The 18,018-nt window shown below is 74.8% G+C and carries 5 protein-coding genes and 1 pseudogene; all 6 read right to left on the bottom strand.

The features are described 5' to 3' along the window. Positions 1 to 9: 9 nt before the first annotated feature. On the bottom strand, positions 10 to 1,257 hold the full coding sequence (locus ACIQ8B_RS20325) for an MFS transporter (RefSeq protein ID WP_403548499.1): 1,248 nt from the start codon (positions 1,255 to 1,257) through the stop codon (positions 10 to 12). 36 nt (positions 1,258 to 1,293) lie between these two features. Then, positions 1,294 to 2,523 carry a cytochrome P450 gene (locus tag ACIQ8B_RS20320; protein ID WP_403548497.1) on the bottom strand — a complete coding sequence of 410 codons (1,230 nt, stop codon included), beginning with the start codon at positions 2,521 to 2,523 and terminating at the stop codon, positions 1,294 to 1,296. After that, entirely contained in the window at positions 2,520 to 9,857 is a 7,338-nt protein-coding gene (locus ACIQ8B_RS20315; RefSeq protein ID WP_403548495.1) for an amino acid adenylation domain-containing protein, read from the bottom strand. The genes ACIQ8B_RS20320 and ACIQ8B_RS20315 overlap by 4 nt, the downstream gene beginning before the upstream one ends. A gap of 105 nt (positions 9,858 to 9,962) precedes the next feature. Beyond that, a complete protein-coding gene (locus tag ACIQ8B_RS20310) occupies positions 9,963 to 16,256 on the bottom strand; it encodes an amino acid adenylation domain-containing protein (protein ID WP_403548493.1) in 6,294 nt (2,097 codons plus the stop codon). A gap of 297 nt (positions 16,257 to 16,553) precedes the next feature. Next, positions 16,554 to 16,724: pseudogene (locus ACIQ8B_RS20305) on the bottom strand (response regulator transcription factor); the annotation flags it as partial. A 157-nt stretch (positions 16,725 to 16,881) separates the two neighbouring features. After that, positions 16,882 to 18,006, bottom strand: coding sequence for a galactose-1-phosphate uridylyltransferase (gene galT / locus ACIQ8B_RS20300; protein ID WP_403548491.1), 1,125 nt, complete (start codon positions 18,004 to 18,006; stop codon positions 16,882 to 16,884). Positions 18,007 to 18,018 lie beyond the last annotated feature (12 nt).

Raw genomic sequence — 18,018 nt, 5'->3', positions numbered from 1 at the left:
AGGGCCGGTTCAGCGCATCTCCCGCACCGCCCGGGATCCGAGCACCGCGAGCCCGGTGACCGCGAGGACCGCGGCCACGACCCCGAACAGGGCGAGGTGTCCCGTCCCGGCCAGGGCGCCGCACAGGATCAGCGACAGGGGGGCGGCGGCGTAGCCGAGGACCATGTCGACGGAGACGACGCGGGTGAGGACGTCCTGCGGGATGTTGCGCTGGATCCAGCTCAGTCCGAACACACCCTGGTAGCCGATGGCGAAGCCCATGGCGAGGACGGTCGCGATGACGACCGGGGTGCTCTGGGCGAGGCCGAGGACGGCCATTCCGGCGCCCAGCCAGCCGGCGAGTCCGGCGACCAGGAGGCCGACGCGGGGCCGTCCGCCGACCGCCCCGCCGACGAGGGTGCCGAGGACCGCGCCACCGGCCAGGGCGCCGTTGAGGACGCCGAGGGTGGCCGAGCCGCCGCGCAGCACCTGGTCGGCGAGGGTGGCGAAGCCGACCGTGAAGGGGCCCGCGTAACAGAAGTTGACCGCGGTGTCGAGGGCGACGATGGTGCGCAGACGCGGGTCGCGCAGAGTGAAGGTGACGCCTTCGCGGATGCGGGCGCCGAGGGAGGGCCCCTTCTCCTCCGGCGCGGCCTTGGGCGTGTCGGGCCGGGGGCGGGTGCGGATGCGGGCGACGCACAGTCCGCACAGCGCGAAGCAGACGGCGTCGACGAGGAAGGCGACCGGCGCCTCGGTGAGGGCGATGACGACACCGCCGACGGCGGGGCCGAGGACGGCGGCGGTGCGCGCGCCGGCGCCGAGCAGGGCGTTGGCCGGGGCGAGCAGTTCCTTGTCGACGACCGACGGCAGGATGGAGACGCGGGCGGGCTGGAAGAAGGCGTCGACGGCGCCGAACGCGGCGGCCGCCGCGCACAGCATCCACACGGTGAGGTGTCCGGTGAGTCCGGCGATGCCGACGGCGGCCATCAGGGCGCTGCGGGTCCAGCTGGAGGCCACCATGAGGGTGCGGGTGGACCAGGTGTCGCCGAGGGTGCCGCCGACCAGGGTGAGCAGGGCGCGGGGCACGGCCTGGAAGGCCAGGACGTAGCCCAGGGTGAGGGTGGAGCCGGTCAGGCTCAGGGTGATCCAGGAGAAGGCGACGACGCTGAATCCGTCGCCGAGCAGGGAGAGCGCCTGCCCCGTCCACAGCAGGCGGAAGGAACGGTGCCGGGCGGGCGCCCACAGCCGTGGGCGGTCCGCGGCGAGGGTCGTGGCCATGGGGGTGCCTCTCTTCGGGGGGCGTGTGAGGTCCGGTCAGTAGTGGACGGGCAGGGCGGTGAGGCTGCGGTTGAGCAGGGACGGCTGCCAGGAGAGCCGTGCGGGGTCGGCGAGGGCGAGGCCGGGCCGCTCGCACACGAGTGCGCGCACGGCGCACACGGCGACGAGGCGGGCGAGCGCGGCGCCGATGCAGAAGTGGGCGCCGAAGCCGAAGCCGAGGTGGGTCGCGCCACTGCGGGTGACGTCGAAGCGGCCCGGGTCGGGGAAGCGGGCGGGGTCGCGGTTGGCGGCGGCGGTGACGAGGAAGATCCGGTCGCCCGCGCGCAGGGTGTGGCCGCCGAGCTCGAGGTCCTGGGCGGCGGTGCGGATGGACATCTTCGACGGCCCGTCCAGGCGCAGGGTCTCCTCCACGGCGCCCTGGGCCAGGTCCGGTTCGGCGCGGACGGCGGCGAGCTGGTCGGGGCGGGTGTGCAGGGCCAGGACGGTGTTGGCGATGAGGTTGCTGGTGGTCTCCCCGCCGGCGAAAGCCATCTGGGTGAGCATGCCGACGAACTCCTGCTCGCTGACGGTGTCGCCGACGCGGCCCTCGGCGAGGACCTGGCTGATGAGGTCGTCGCCGGGCTCGGCGCGCCGCCGTTCGACGAGCGCGCCGAGGTAGTCCTCCAGGCTCACCAGTGCCTGGAGGGAGGCCCGGTACTCGCTCTCCTCCTGGGCGGTGCCGAGCACGAGGTCGGCGACGCGGGCGTTCCAGTACCAGAAGGAGGGGCCGTCGGTGGGCGGGATGCCGAGCCAGCGGGCGAAGATGAGGGCGGGCAGCGGTTTGGCGACGTCGGCCATGAGGTCGCCGCTGTGGCCGGGAGCGGCTTTGCGGGTGAGGACGGCCCGGGTGACCTTCTCGGTGAAGGCGCTGTAGCGGGCGACGGCGCGGGCGGCGAAGGCCTCCTGGAAGACCTGGCGCAGCCGGCGGTGCTGGGGCGGGTCGTTGAAGACCATCCAGCGGGACAGGATGGAGAAGGCGCGCTCGGCGTCCTCGCGGGCTCCCTGCGGCACGGCGTCCATCAGGGGGCGGACCCGGTCGGCGGAGACGGCGCGGTCGCGCAGGCAGCGCATGACCTCGTCGTAGCCGGTGACGAGCCAGGCGTGGTGGAGCGGGCTCCACTGCACGGGGTCGCTCTCGCGCAGGGCGTCGAGGTGGCCGTAGGGGTCGGCGACCATGTCGGGGGCGAGGAGGTAGCGCTCGGTGGGGGCGGGGGCGAAGGTGGTCATCGGGCTTCTCCGGTCTCCAGGGCGGCGACCAGGTCGGCGATGCCGGTGACCTGGGGGTCGGCCATCATCGACATGTGGTCGCCCTCGCTGATGTGCAGGGTGAGCCCGTCGCGTGCGGTGGCCCGCCAGCGTTCGACGTAGGTGTCGAAGTCGACGTCGAGGCCGGGCATCGGAACGCCGCGGGGCAGGTTCGCGGCCTCGCTGCCGACCACGAGGTGGAGGTGGCCGGGGTAGGGGCGGACCTCGTAGGCGGCGAGTGCGGCGAGCAGGGAGTGCCAGACCTCGATGGGGGCGCCTTCGACGAGGGCGGCCTCGGCCGGGCTCATGCCGGCACCGAGGAGGGTGGCGGTGAGTTCGGCGGTGGCGCGGTCGCGCTGCGGGGAGTCGGTCATCTCGCGCAGCCGGTCGCGCTGGCGCTGGGCCTCGCGCAGGTCGCGGGTGACGCCTTCGAGGCGGGCGCGGGCGGCGGGGTTGGGCAGGTAGGGCTCGATGAGGACGAGCGGGGCGACGGGGTGGCCGGACTGGTGCAGCTGGGTGGCCATCTCCAGGGCGATGTTGGCGCCCATGGACCAGCCGAGCAGGGCGTGCGGGCCGGGCGCCGCGCGGTCGGTGATCTCGGCGGCGTAGTTGGCGGCGATGCCGGTCACGGTGCTGGGGTCGACGCCGCCGAGCAGTCCGCGGGCCTGGAAGGCGTGGACGGGTCGGCCGGGCGGCAGGGCGCGGGCGAGCGGCACGAACCAGGCGGCGCTGCCGCCGGTGGGGTGCACGCACCAGAGGGGTTCGCCGTCGCCCTCGCGCAGCCGCACCTCGGAGGTGACGGTCCGGGGCAGTCCGGCGCCGACCGCGCGGGTGGCGTGGGCGGCGAGGCGGGCGAGGGTGGGGTGTTCGATCAGGTCGCCGACGGTGACGGGCAGTCCGCGTCCCGCGGCCATCAGGGACACGCGGACGGTGGACAGGGAGCTGCCGCCGATCCGGAAGAAGTCGTCGTGGACGCCGATGCGGGACAGGCCCAGCACCTCGCGCCAGATCTCGGCGAGGATCCGCTCGGCGGGGGTGGAGGGGGCGACGTACGCGGTCTCGTCCTGGTCGAGTTCGGCGGGCGGCAGGGGCAGCGCCCGCCGGTCGATCTTTCCGCTGCGGTTGACGGGCATCTCGTCGAGGAGGACGAAACGCGAGGGCACCATGTAGGCGGGCAGTCCGGTGCGCAGGGCGCCGCGCAGCTCCTCGGGGGTGTGCCGGCCGGTGTCGTCGGTGACCAGGTAGGCGACGAGGGCGGGTTCGCCCCCGGGCAGGTCGGTGCGGTGCAGGACGACGGCCTGGCGGACGCCGGGCAGTTGCCGCAGGGCGTGCTCGATCTCGCCGGGTTCGATGCGGAAGCCGCGCAGTTTCACCTGGGCGTCGCGGCGGCCGAGCCATTCGACGGTGCCGTCGGGCCGGTAGGCGCCGAGGTCGCCGGTGCGGCACAGCCGCTCGCCGGAGCCTCCGTAGGGGTCGGGGACGTAGGTGGCGGCGGTGAGGTCGGGACGGCCGAGGTAGCCGCGGCCGACGGCCTGTCCGCCGAGGTGGATCTCACCGGGGACGCCGACCGGGACGGGCTGGAGGTCGTCGTCGAGGACGTGGACGCGGGTGTTGCGCATCGGGGTGCCGATGGGCGGCCGGCCCTGGCCGGGGGCGAGGTCTGCGGCGACGGACCACACGGTGGTCTCGGTGAGGCCGTACACGTTCTGGAAGCGGCGGCCCCGCGACCAGCGGTCGGCGAGTTCGGCGGGGCAGGCCTCGCCGGCGACCTGGAGGACGCGCAGGTCGGGGAAGGTGTCCTCGCCGAGGACGGCCAGGGCGCTGGGCGGGAGCATGCCGCCGGTGACGCGGGCCTCGCGCAGGGTGCGGGCCAGGTCGGGGCCGGGGCGCAGGTCCTCCTTGGGTGCGGTGACCAGGCGGCCGCCGTTGGCGAGGGCCCAGGTCAGTTCCAGGATGGAGGCGTCGAAGCCGAAGGAGGCGAACTGCAGGACGCGGTCCTCGGGGGTGGGGCCGACCAGGTCGCGCTGGCCTTCGAGCATGTTGGACAGGCCGCCGTGTGCGATGGCGACGCCCTTGGGGACGCCGGTGGAGCCGGACGTGTAGATCAGGTAGGCGAAGGTGTCGGCGTCGGGCTCGCGGCCGGGCACCGGTCCGACCGGCTCGGCGGGTACGTCCAGGTGGAGGGTGGGGCCGTCGAAGGGGACGGCACCGTCCAGCGCCCGCTGGGTCAGCAGCACCCGCATGCCGCTGTCCTCGGCCATGAACGCGAGACGGTCGGTGGGGTGTTGCGGGTCCAGCGGGACGAAGGCGCCGCCGGAGCGCAGCACGCCGAGCGCGGCACGGACCCAGTCCGGCCCCCGGTCGACGCAGATGCCGACGACGCTCTCGGGTCCGACGCCGAGCAACCGCAGTCGGCGGGCGACCTGTTCGGCCTGCTCGTGGAGTTCGGCGTAGGTCAGGGTCTGGCCGCGGTGCTCGACGGCGACGGCGTGCGGGGTGCGGGCGGCCCATGCGGCGACGTGCTCGTGGAACAGCAGCGGCGAGGAGGGCAGGGCCGGGCCCGCGGCCCAGCCGAGGACCGTCTCACGGGCGGCGCCGGTGGCGGCGGGCGGGCGGATCTGGGCGTGCGGGTCGGCGGTCATGGCCTCGAGCTGGGCCACGAAGACGTCGGCGACCTGTTCGGCGGTGGCCGGGGCCACGTACTCGGGGTCGGCGTCGAGGGTGAAGGCGTTGACGCCGGCGTTGACCAGCAGCGGGAACATCGTGCGGGCGATCTCCAGGGAGTCGTCCCAGGAGTCGTGCGCCAGGCGGTGGAAGTTGACGTAGTTGAAGACGGTGTCGGTCAGGTTCGGTTCGGTGGGCCGCAGTTGGGCGATGCGGACGAGCGGGACCCGGCGGTGCGGCAGCATCTCCTGCTCGGCGCCGAACACGTCCCTCAGGTAGGTCAGCCAGTCGCCGCGCGGGCGGTCCACGCCGAACGGCACGGTGTTGAGGAACAGTCCGCGCATCCGGTCGGCGCCGGGCACCTCGGGGCGGCCGTTGGTGACCAGGCCGATGCTGTGGCCCCGCACGCTGTCGTCGCGGTCGGCGAACAGGCTCATGGTGTGGTGGAAGGCGGCGAGCAGCACGGTGCGGCGGGGCACGCCCGCCTCCTTGGCGAGGCGTCCGATGCGTTCGGCGAGGTGGGCGTAGGAGCGGCGCACCTCGTGCACCGGCGGACCGTCCACGGCGGCCGTGTCGGTGCGCCGGCGCAGAGTGACCGGGCGCAGCGCGGCGAGCCGGTCCCGCCAGTAGGCCAGGGAGTCCTCGTCGGCGAGCGCGGCCCGCTCCAGGGCGACGTACTCGGCGAAGGCCGGGACGCTCGGAGGGCGCGGCGCGGTGCGCCGGGTGACCGCCTCGCGGTGCAGGGCCAGCAGGTCGGCGACGAGGGAGGTCAGGCTCCAGCCGTCAAGGACGACATGGCAGTCGGTGAGGACCAGGCGCAGGTCGTGGTCGGTGACGTGGTGCAGGTGGATGCGGACGAGGGGGGCGGCGGCGAGGTCGAAGCGGCGGTCGAACTCGGCGTCGACGAACCGGCGCAGCCGCTCGCGCTGCTCCTCGCGGGGCAGTCCGCGCAGGTCGGTGTAGCCGACGGACAAGTGGGCGGTGCGGTGTACGAGTTGGAGCGGTTCGCGGTAGCCGACGAGGTCGACGGAGGTCCGCAGGATCGGGTGGGCGGCGACGACTGCGTCGACGGCGGACTGGAAGGCGGCGGCGTCGAAGCCCTCGGGGACGGTGATCTTCAGGTCGGTGACGTTGTGGTAGGCGCCGCGCCGGTGGTCGGCGAGCATCTCGTGGAGCATTCCGGCCTGGAGCATGGTGAGCGGGTAGGCGTCGGCGAGGCCGTCGGGCAGCCGGTCCCGGTCGGCGGGGTCGACGAGGGAGAAGGGGGCGACCGGTTCGGGGGTGTCGGCGGCGTCGGTGACCAGTTCGGCGAGGTCGGCGAGGGTGCGGGCGCGGAAGACGTCGGCGACGGAGAAGCCGAGCCCGGCGAGCCGGCCGACGCCGACCAGGCGCAGGGCGAGGATGGAGTCGCCGCCGAGGTCGAAGAAGTTGTCGGTGCGACCGACCCGCTCCACGCTCAGGACCTGCCCGAACACCTCCGCCAGTGCCTGCTCGGTCGGCCCCTGGGGGGCGACGTGCGTCGAATTCTGGGCGGTGCCGGGGCGCACGGCGGTCAGGGCGGCGCGGTCCACCTTGCCGTTGGCGGTCAGCGGCAGGCGTTCGTGGCGGACGAACAGGGCGGGGACCATGTATTCGGGCAGCGTCAGCCGCAGTCCCTCGCGCAGGGCGGGCGCGTCCAGGGGGCGGCCCTCGGGGGTGACGACGTGGGCGACGAGGCGGGCGGCGCCGCTGTCGCGCCGGGCCACCACCGCGGTGTCCGCGACGCCGGGCAGTGCGCGCAGGGCGGTCTCGATCTCGCCGGGCTCGATCCGGTAGCCGCGGATCTTGACCTGGTGGTCGGCGCGGCCGACGTAGGCGAGCTGTCCGTCGGGCAGGACGCGCACGAGGTCGCCGGTGCGGTACATGCGGGAGCCAGGGGCGCCGAAGGGGTCGTCGAGGAAGCGCTCCGCGGTCAGCTCGGGCCGGTTGCGGTAGCCGCGGGCCACTCCCCCGCCGGCCACGTGGAGTTCGCCGACGGTGCCGTGCGGGACGAGGCGGCCCCAGGCGTCCAGGACGTAGCCGTGGGCGGCGGTGAGCGGGCGGCCGACGGGTGAGCGGACGTCGCCGTGGACGTCGTCCTCGGTGATGGTGCGGATCGTGACGTGGACGGTGGTCTCGGTGATGCCGTACATGTTGACCAGTTCCGGGCGGGGCCCGGGGGCGGTGAACCAGTCGCGGTAGTCGCGCACGTCGAAGGCGTCGCCGCCGAAGACGACCGTCCGCAGGGCGAGGTCGGTGAAGCCGGCCCCGTTCTGGGCGAGATGGGCGCGCAGCCCCTTGAAGGCGGCCGGGGTCTGGTTGAGGACGGTGACGCCCTCCTCGCGCAGCACCCGGTGCACGGCGGCCGGGTCGCGCACCTCGTCCCCGGTGAGGACGACGACGCGTCCCCCGGTGGCGAGGGGCGCCCACAGCTCCCAGACGGAGAAGTCGAAGGCGGGCGAGTGCATCAGGGTCCACACGTCGTCGGGACCGAAGTCGAAGTGCCGGTCGGCGGCGCCCAGCAGCCAGGCCAAGTTGCCGTGGGTGATCTCGACGCCCTTGGGGCGGCCGGTGGAGCCGGAGGTGTAGATGACGTAGGCGAGGTCGTCGTGGGCGGGGACGACGTCCTCCGGCGACGGCGCGGCGCCCACTCCGGCGGTGTCCTGCGCCGCGGGGCGCCGGTCGTCGACGTCCCGCTCGGTGGCGCTCAGTTCGAGCAACCGGGCCGGCAGACCCTCCACCGCGTCGCGGGTGGCCGCGTCGGTGACGATCAGTTCGATGCCGGAGTCGGTGACGGTGTACTCACGGCGCGCCTTGGGGTGCGTCGGGTCCAGCGGCAGATAGGCGGCTCCGGTCCGCCAGACGGCCAGGAGGGCGACGGCCAGGTCGGGGGTGCGGTCGAGGCAGACGCCGACGAGGGCGCCCGGGGTGACGCCGGCCGCGCGCAGTCGCCGCGCCAACGCGGATGCCTGACGGTCGAGTTCGGCGTAGGTGAGGCTCCGGCCCGAGCCGGTGACGGCTCGCGCGTGGGGGGTGCGGGCGATGTGTCCGGCGAGCCGGTCGGCGGCCGTGCGCGGCGGGACGGCGGGCGTGTCGGTCCTGCGGGCGGGGCCGTCCGGGCCGAGCAGGCGGGCGCGTTCGGCGGCGGTGAGGGGGTCGACGGTGCTCAGGGGTGCGTCGGGGCGGGTGCGGAACGCCTCCAGGAAGGCCACGGTGTGCCGGGCCAGCGCGGCGACGGTCTCCTCCTCGAACAGGTCGGGGCGGTAGACGAAGGCGAGTTCGGTGCGCCCGGCGCCCTCGCGCAGGTCGAGGGTGAGGTCGAACTTCGCGGTGGTGAGCCCGATGCGGTACGGCGCGCCCTCGGCCTGCCCGAGGGCGAGGGCGCCCGTGCCGGTCTCCGTGTGCGTGTAGAGCACCTGCACCAGCGGGTTGCGGGCGAGGTCACGTTCGGGGCTGAGGGCCTCGACGACCTTCTCGAAGGGCAGCGACTGGTGGGTGAACGCCTCCAGGACCCGGTCGCGGGTGCGGTCGAGGAGCGTGGCCGGGGTCGGGTCGTCGGAGAAGTCGCCGCGCATCACGAGGGTGTTGACGAAGAACCCGACGAGCTGTTCGGTCTCGGCCCGCTCGCGGTTGGCGACGACGGTGCCCACGGCGATGTCGTGCTGTCCGCTGTGGAAGGCGAGCGCTGCCTGGAAGGCGGCGAGCACGGTCATGTAGGGCGTGGTCCCGGCGGTGCGGCCCAGGGCGGCGAGGCCGTCGGTCAGCGCGGCCGGCAGGGTGACGGTGTGCACGGCGCCGTGGCTGGAGGGCGTGTCGGGGCGCGGATGGTCGGTGGGCAGGTCGAGCGGGGTCAGTCCGGCGAGCCGGGAGGTCCAGTGGTCCAGGGCCCGGCCCTGGTCGGCGGCGCGCTGCCAGAGGGCGTAGTCGGCGTAGTCCAGGGGCAGTTCGGGCAGTTCGGCGTCGCGGCCCTCGCGCCTGGCCCGGTACAGCTCGGCGAGGTCCCGTACGAGGACGTCGAGGGACCAGCCGTCGGAGACGATGTGGTGCATGGCGAGGACGAGGACGTGGTCGTCGTCGGCCGCGCGGACCAGGGTGGCCCGGAAGGCGGGTTCGCGGGCGAGGTCGAAGGGGCGCAGGGCGGCGGCGTGGACGGCGGCGTCCACCTGCCGGGCGGCGGCCTCGTCCACGGGGACGGCCCCCGCCTCGCAGACCGCGCCGGCGTCCGCCTCTCCCCCCGCGGCCGCGTCGACGACGTCGAGCACGGCGTCGCCGGCCGGCAGGACGCGCTGGTACGGGACGCCCTCGTGCTCGGGGAAGACGACGCGCAGCTGTTCGTGCCGTGCGACGAGGTCGGCGAGGGCGGCGCGCAGGGCCGGCACGTCCAGGGGGCCGCGCAGCCGCCACGCGGCGGGCAGCAGGTAGGTCGCGGCGCCGGGGTCGAGGCGGTCCAGGAAGTACAGGCGCTGCTGGGCCGGGGACAGCGGGGTTCGCTCCGGGCGGGGCCGGACGCGGACGGGGCCGTCGTCGCGGACGGCCGACCGGCCGCGCAGCCGCTGCTCCAGCAGTCGCCGGGCGGCCGGGGAGAGGCCACCGCCTGCGGGCTGGGGGCCGGGGCGCACGTCGGACGTGGTCATGAGGGCACTCCGAATCTCAGGGTCTGGGGCAGAGCTGCGGGCTGGGTGGCGAACCGGACGGGCGTCGGCGGGCGGCCGTCCGGATTCGGCGGCGGAGTTCGGCGGTCAGAGTTCGGCGGTCAGGGACAGGTCGATCTCGTCGTCGCTCATCTGCGAGATGAGCTCCAGCAGACGCCGTTCCACCTCGGCGGCGAGCCGCTCCACCGTGGGGTGTTCGAACAGGTCCCGGACCTGGAAGGGGCAGTCGAAGGCGGTCCGCAGCCGGGAGGCGACCGACACCGCGCGCAGGGAGTGGCCGCCCAGCGCGAAGAAGTCGTCGTGGACGCCGACCCTGGGCAGGTCGAGGACCTCGCACCAGATCTGGGCGACGACGGTCTCGGCCGGCGTCCGCGGCGGCACGAGGGTGGGCGCCTCGCGGGTCTCCGGCTCGGGCAGCGCCTTGGCGTCCAGCTTGCCCTGGACGGTCAGCGGCAGGGCGTCGAGCAGGACGAACGCCGAGGGGACGAGGTAGTGGGGCAGCTGGGCCCGGCAGTGGGTGGCCAGGGACTCCTCCAGCAGGCCGTCCCCGACGACGTAGCCGACCAGCGCGGGTTCGCCGTGCAGGGTGCGGACGACGACGGCCGCGCCGCGCACGCCGGGGTGGGCGCGCAGGACGGCCTCGGCCTCGCCGGGCTCGACGCGGAAGCCCCGGATCTTGACCTGGTCGTCGTCGCGGCCGAGGAACTCCAGCTCCCCGTGGGGCAGCCGGCGCACCACGTCACCGGTGCGGTAGGCCCGGGCGCCGGGTCCGCCGTGCGGGTCCGGCACGAACCGCTCGGCCGTCAGGGCGGGCCTGCCGAGATAGCCGCGCGCCAACTCCGGGCCGCTGACGAGGAGTTCGCCGGGCACGCCGTGCGGGGCCAGGTCTCCGCGCGCGTCGACGACGTAGGTGCGTCGGCTGCCCAGTGCCCGTCCGATGGGCACCCGGCCGTGCGGCCGGGCCCGCAGCGTGTGCGCGGTGGCGGAGATGACGGCCTCGGTGGGCCCGTAGGTGTTGACGACCGCGACGCCGGGCAGGTGGGAGAACCAGCGCTCGAGCGGGTCGGCGGGCAGCGCTTCTCCGCCGGTCACCAGCAGCCGCAGGGTGCGCAGCCGGGGTGTGAGGGCGTCCAGGCGGGCGACGACCTCGGCCCAGTACGACGGGGTGAGCTCCATGACGGTGATCCCGGCCTCGGCGACGCGTTCGGCCAGCTCCTCGGGGGCCCAGATCTCGTCGGGCCGCACGTGCACGCTCGCCCCGACGCTCAGCGCGGGCAGGATCTGTTCGAGCGAGGCGTCGAAGGAGGTCGAGGCGAAGGTGAGCACCCGGTCCCGGTCGGTCAGCGCGAACAGTTCGCGAGCGGCGGCGACATGGGCGTCCAGGGCGTGGTGTGCGACGCCGACGGCCTTGGGCCTGCCGGTGGAGCCCGAGGTGAAGATGACGTAGGCGAGGTCGTCGGGCCTGGGGGTGTGGCGGGGGCCGTCGGTGCGGGGCGGCGCGTCGTCGAGGTCGACGCGGTGCGCGTCCAGGGCCTCCACGGTGGCGCGGGTGGCCGCGTCGCACAGGACGTGCCGCACCCCCGCCTCCCGGAGCATGTGCTCCAGCCGCCGGCCCGGCAGCTGGGGGTCGAGCGGGACGTAGGCGCCGCCCGCCCGCCAGACGGCGAGCATGGCCGTGACTGCTCCGACACCCCGGCTCACGCACACGCCGACCGGATCGGCCGGGGAGACGCCCGCGGCCACGAGCGCGGCCGCGATCCCCCCGCTGCGGGCGTCGAGCGCACGGTAGGTGAGGGTGGTCCCCTCGCAGGCGAGGGCCGTGGCCTCCGGTCGTCCCTCCACCGCGAAGGCCGGCGCCGGCGGGGCGTCCTGGCCCGCGGCGGTGAGCAGGTCGCGGCGCTCCTCCGGCGAGAGGAGGGGCGCTTCGTCGACGCGGGTGTGCGGGGCGTCGACGAGGGTTCGCAGGAGGCGTCCGACGTGTTCGGCGAAGCGGGCTGCGGTGGCCGGTTCGAACAGGTCGGCCGCGTACTCCACGTTGAGGGCGAACCCGGCGTCCCGGACCACGAAGGTCGCGGTGAGGTCGAATTTGGCCGAGCTCCACGGCAGGGCGAGGTCGGTGGCGTCCAGGCCCGGCAGCGTCGAGCCGCCGCCCGCGGAGTCCTGGACGTCGACCATGACCTGGAAGAGCGGGTTGCGGGAGAGGTCGCGTTCGGGCCGCAGCCGTTCCACGACCTTCTCGAACGGCACCTCCTGGTGGCCGAAGGCGCCGAGGACGACGTCCCGCACGCGGTCGACAAGACCGGCGAGGGTCGGCCGTCCCGACAGGTCGGTGCGCAGGACGACCGTGTTGACGAAGAAGCCGACCAGCGGCTCCAGTTCGAGCCGGTCGCGGCCCGCGACGGGGGTGCCGACGCAGATGTCGTCCTGTCCGGTCCAGCGGGCGAGCACGGCCTGCGCGGCGGCGAGCAGCACCATGAAGCGGCTGGCCCCGTGCTCCCGCGCCAGGTCGTCGACCCGGCCGACGAGGTCGTGGGGCAGGTCGATCTCGACCGCTCCTCCCCTGCCGGTGAACGCGGCGGGGCGGGTCCGGTCGGTGGGCAGGTCGAGCACGGGCGCGCCGTCGAGCGCGGCTTCCCAGTAGGCGAGTTGGGGCTCCATGGCGCCGCTGTCGGCGCGGTCGCGCTGCCAGACGGCGAAGTCGCCGTACTGCACGGGCAGCGGCGGCAGCGCGGCGCTCTCGCCCCGCAGGCGGGCGTGGTAGTGCCGGGCGAGTTCGTCGAGCAGGACGTTCTTGGACCAGCCGTCGGTCACCGCGTGGTGCAGGCTGATCAGGACGACGTGGTCGTCTTCGGCGAGTTCCCACACGCCCGAGCGCAGCAGGGGCGGTCGGGCGAGGTCGAAGCGGCGGGTGGCGAAGGACGCGGCACGCGGGCGCAGTTCGGCCACGCGGTCGCGTCCCTCGGCGGCCTCGGGCGCCCGCTCCCAGTGCAGCGGGACGCCGACGGGCGGGCACACCTCCTGGACGGGGCGTCCCTCGCGCTCGATGAGGGCGGTGCGCAGCACCTCGTGGCGGGCGACCAGGTCGTCCAGGGCCTGCTGCCAGGCGGTGCGGTCCAGTCCGCCGCGCACCCGCCAGCAGTACCAGAGGAGATAGGACTCGCCGGTGTCGGAGGTGCGGTCCAGGAACCACAGCCGCTCCTGTGCGAAGGACAGCGGCAGGGGCCGGTCGCGATCGACGGGCGCCACGTCGGCGGCCCCCGGGACCCGGGCGCCGGCCACGACGGGCGCGAAGCCGCGGACGGTGGGGTGTTCGAAGACGGTGCGCAGCTCCACCTCGCGGCCCAGGCGCTGGGCGATCCGGGAGACGGCCATGGTGGCGAGCAGGGAGTGTCCGCCGAGGTCGAAGAAGCTGTCGTCGAGTCCGACCCGGTCCAGGCCGAGGACGTCGGCCCACACCTCGGCGACGACCCGTTCGGTCTCGTCGCGCGGTGCGGCGTAGGCGGGCCCGGAGGCGCCGCGGGTGTGCGCGGGGTCGGGCAGCGCGGAGCGGTCGAGCTTGCCGGAGACGCCGACGGGCAGCGCGTCCAGGACGACGAAGTCCGAGGGGACGGCGTGCTGCGGGAGGTGGCGGGCGCACCAGGCGCGCAGGGCGGCGCGGTCGGGGGCCGGGTCGGCGCCCTCGGCGGGCACGACGTAGCCGATCAGGCTGCGGCCGGTGGCGCGGTCGGGGCGGGCGGCGGCCTGGGCGACCTCGGGGCAGGCCCGCAACACCGTCTCGACTTCGCCGAGTTCGATGCGGAAGCCGCGGATCTTGACCTGGTCGTCGCGGCGCCCGAGGAACTCCAGTTCCCCGCTCGCGGTCCAGCGCACGATGTCGCCGGTGCGGTAGAGGCGTCCGCCGGGCGGGCCGAACGGGTCGGGCACGAAGCGGTCGGCGGTCAGGGCGGGCATCCCGAGGTAGCCGCGTGCCACCTCGGTGCCGCCGATGAGGAGTTCGCCTCCGACGCCGACGGGCACGGGTTCGCCGTCGCCGTCGACGATGTACACGCGCCGCTCCCCCAGCGGCCGGCCGATGGGCACGGTGTGGGCGGGCGGGTCGTCGGCGTCGTAGGTCGTGGCGGTGACGGTGGTCTCGGTCGGGCCGTAGGCGTTGTATACGCGGACGTGAGGGACGGCGGCACGCCACGCGGCGAGGGTGTCGGGCGGGACGCTCTCGCCGCCGAGGACCAGCAGCCGCAGGCCGCGCAGCCCGGCGGCGAGCCGGCGGTCGAGGGAGAGGGTCAGCTCCGCCCAGTAGGTGGGCGGCACGTTGACGACGGTCAGGCCGTGCCGCTGGACGATCTCGGGGATCTGGGTGGGCAGCCACGGTTCGTCAGGCCGCATGACGACGCGCGCGCCCGTGGTGAGGGCGGGCAGGACCTGGTCGAGGGAGGCGTCGAAGGAGAACGAGGCGAAGGCCAGGACGCGGTCGGCGGCGGTGAGGCCGAGGCGTTCGCGGGCGGCGGCCACGTGCGAGGCGAGGGCGGCGTGCTCGACGCCGACGGCCTTGGGGCGGCCGGTGGAGCCGGAGGTGAAGATGACGTGGGCCAGCTCCCTCGGATGGGGCCGGCGCCGGGGACCGTCGGCGTCGGGGGCGACGGCGCCGGTGTCGAGGAGGACGGGGGCGAGACCGTCGGCGTCGGCCGCGGTCGCCGCGTCGGTGAGGACGCAGGCGAGGCGGGCCTGTCGCGCCATGTACCGCAGTCGCTCGGCGGGGAGGTCGGGGTCGAGGGGCACATAGGCGCAGCCGGCGCGCCAGATGCCCTCGACGGCGGCGACCGACCACGGCCCCCGGCGCAGCAACACGCCCACGGTGCCGCCGGGTTCGACCCCCGTGTCCCGCAGGGCGGCGGCCAGTCCTCCGGTCATGGCGTCGAGTTCGGCGTAGGTGACGTTCTGGTCCCCGCAGCTCAGCGCGATCGCCGTGGGGTCGCCGGAGAAGGCGAGGTCGGGCGCCGGGCCGGCGGGGCGGTCGGGGGCGCGGTGCCAGTCGGGGCGGGGCCGGGCGAGGGCGCCCGGTCGCGTGGGAAGCGCGCGGAGCAGCTCCCGCACGGGTGTTTCGGGGGCGGCCAGCACCGCCCGTACCAGGGCGGCGTACGCCTGGGCGAAGGCGCGCATGGTGGCGTCGTCGAACAGGGCGGTGGCGTACTGGAGCAGGGCGGCGATGCTGCCGTCGGCGCGCAGGGTGAGGTCGAGAAAGACGTCCAACGGCGTCTTGGACAGCGGCGGTTCGATCAGGCCGACGTCCAGGCCGGGCATCCGCACCGGCTGGATCGGCGCGTTGAGGAGGGTGAACGAGGCCTGCGCCAAGGGGTGTCGGGACAGGTCGCGGGATCCGCCGACGGCGCCGACGACGAGGTCGAAGGGCGCCTCGGCGTGTGCGAGGTCGACGGGGACCCGGCGGCGCACCCGGTCGAGCAGTCCGGCGAAGTCCGGGGCGCCGGCGAGGTGGGTGCGCAGGACGACGGTGTTCACCAGAGGGCCGATGAGTCCGGCGGCGCCGGGCCGGGAGCGTTCGGCGAGGGTGCTGCACACGGCGACGTCGTCGCGGCCCGCCCAGTGGCCGAGCAGCACCTGGTAGGCGGTGAGCAGGAACATGTAGCGGGTGGCGCGGCGGGAGCGGGCGTAGGTGTCGACAGCGGCGACCACGTCGGCGGGCAGGTCGAACCGGACGACATCGCCGGATCCGTCCCAGGTGCGCGGTCGCGGGCGGTCGGTCGGCAGGTCCAGCGGCGTGAGCCCGGACAGCCGCTCACGCCAGTGCGCGAGCATCCGCTCCAGACGCGGCCCGCTCAGGCGCTCCGTCTGGGCCCGGGCGAGGTCGCCGTAGGAGACGGCGGGCGCGGCGACGGCGTCCCCCCGGTACCCGGCGGCCAGCTCCTCCAGCAGCACGCCCCAGGACCAGCCGTCCACGGCGATGTGGTGCACCTCGACGAGCAGCAGGTGCTCGTCGGGGCCGACGCGGGCGAGGACGGCGCGGACCGGGTGCTGCGCGGCGAGGTCGACGGGACGCCCGAGGAACCGGTCGTACAGCTCCTGCGGGCCGCTGACCTCGACGCGCTCCAGTGCGACGCCGGCCGGGGCGTCGACCACCTGCACGGGTTCGCCGTCGACGGCGGTGAACCGCGAGCGCAGCACCTCGTGCCGGTCCACGATCGCCGACAGCGAGCTGTGCAGCCGCTCCACGTCCAGGGCCCCGCTCAGCCTCAGCACCAGCGGGAGCATCGACCCACTGGAGGAACCGGCGAGCTGGTCCATGAACCACAGTCGGCGCTGGGCGAAGGATGCGGTGCGGATGTCGAGGCCGTCCAGGGCCCTCTCCGGGGCCGGTCCTGCTGTCACTGTGAGCCTCCAAGCCGTGTTTTCCAGCAGACTGCCGTCGGCGGGGCGGGGCTCCATAGGGAAGAAGACGCAGCACCGGACGCAGACCGGGTTGCCGGAGCGGGGTCTGGCGGGCGGCAGCGGGAGGTCGGAGGCCGGCGCGGGGATGTCCGGGTGTCGTCCACGTCTGCCTCTGCCCGGCGACGGCCGGCCGCCCCGTCGACGGCGCGACGTTCACGGCCTGCGTGGCCGACGGCGTCGGGTGACCGGTGGCGGTCCGGTCCGCGCGCTCTCGGTCACGGCCTCCGCGGCGGCTGCTCACACCAGGCCGGCGTTGACCGCGCTGACGACGGCCGCCGTGCGGTTGGGCGCGTCGAACTTGGCCAGTACGGAGCCCACGAGCCGCTTCGCTCCGTGGGTGGAGATGGTCAGGGCGCGGGCTATCTGCTTGTTGCTCATGCCGCTGGCCATGAGCTGGAGGGTCTCGTTCTCCCGGGGGGTGGACGGTCACCCGCAGGTCGGTCGTGGCGCCCAGCACCAGTCCCCCGAACCGGTGGGCGTAGCCGGGGACGTCGGTACCGCCACCGGCCAGGGAAACACGCAGGGGCGCGCTGCTGATCCACACGTTGGCATCCTTTGTCGGGGCTCACACAGCCGCGGCGGGCTGGGCGGGGAGGGGGTCGGGGAGCGTCCAGGTGTCCGTGGCGCGCAGGGCGGCGGCCGCCTGCTCGGGTTCCACCTCGCTGATGAACGTGCCCGCGCCGAGTTCTCCCGCGGCGAGGCGTTTGGGTTTCAGGGGGGTGGCGCGGTCGGAGAAGATCTGCGCGTGCAGGTGGCTGTGGTCCCGCTCTCCCCGGGCGGGGGCCTGGATCCACAGCGCCATGTAGGGCAGGGGTGACTCGGTGACGGTTTCGAAGCGGCGCAGCAGGGACCGGTAGGAGGCGGCCAGGTCGGTGCGTTCCTCCCGGGTCAGGGCCGCCAGGTCCGGGACGTGGCGGTTGGCGTAGAGGTGGACCTCGTAGGGCCATCGCGCGGCGTGCGGGACGAAGGCGGTCCAGTGCGGGGAGCGGGCGACGATCCGGTGGCCCGCGGAGAGTTCCGTGGTCAGGACGGAGCAGAAGACGCAGCCGGCGCCGCGTGCGTGTGCGTGGCGCGAGGCGCGCTGCATCCGCTCGAAGCGGCTGGGGACGAAGGGGTAGGCGTAGATCTGCCCGTGCGGGTGGGTGAGGGTCGCGCCGATCTCGCTGCCGTGGTTCTCGAAGCACACGACCTGCTCGACGTCGGGCAGCGCGTTGAGGGCGGTCGTCCGGTCGGCCCAGGCGTCGATCACGGTGCGGACCCTCTGCTCGGGCAACCGGGCCAGCGAGGTGTCGTGTTCGCTGCCGAAGACCATGACCTCGCAGCGTCCGCCGGCGGGCAGGGTCAGGGAGGTGCTCGCGGGCGGCTGGTCGCCGCCGGCCCCGCGGAGCGCCGAGTAGCGGTTCTCGAAGACGGCCACGTCGTAGTCGCCGGCGGGGATCTCCGTCGGCGCGCCGTCCGAGGACGGGCACAGGGGGCAGGCCGCGGTGGTGTGGGCCGACCTGGCCTTGCGGTGGGCCGCCATCACCACCCACTCCTCGGTGGTCGGGTCCCACCGCAACTCGGCTCCGGACTGCACGGGCGGCAGGACCCTGGTGTCGACGACCTCGCGTTCCCGGCCGGCGGCGTCGTCGTAGAAGTGGATCTCGCGTCCGTCCGCGAGCGTGGCGCTGGTTCGGTGAGGCAGTGGCATGGGTATCCGATC

It is taken from the genome of Streptomyces sp. NPDC096105 (assembly GCF_044763335.1).
Taxonomy (GTDB): Bacteria; Actinomycetota; Actinomycetes; order Streptomycetales; family Streptomycetaceae; genus Streptomyces.
The sequence above is the reverse complement of the archived record's forward strand: the minus strand, read 5'-3'. Positions and strand labels throughout refer to the sequence as shown.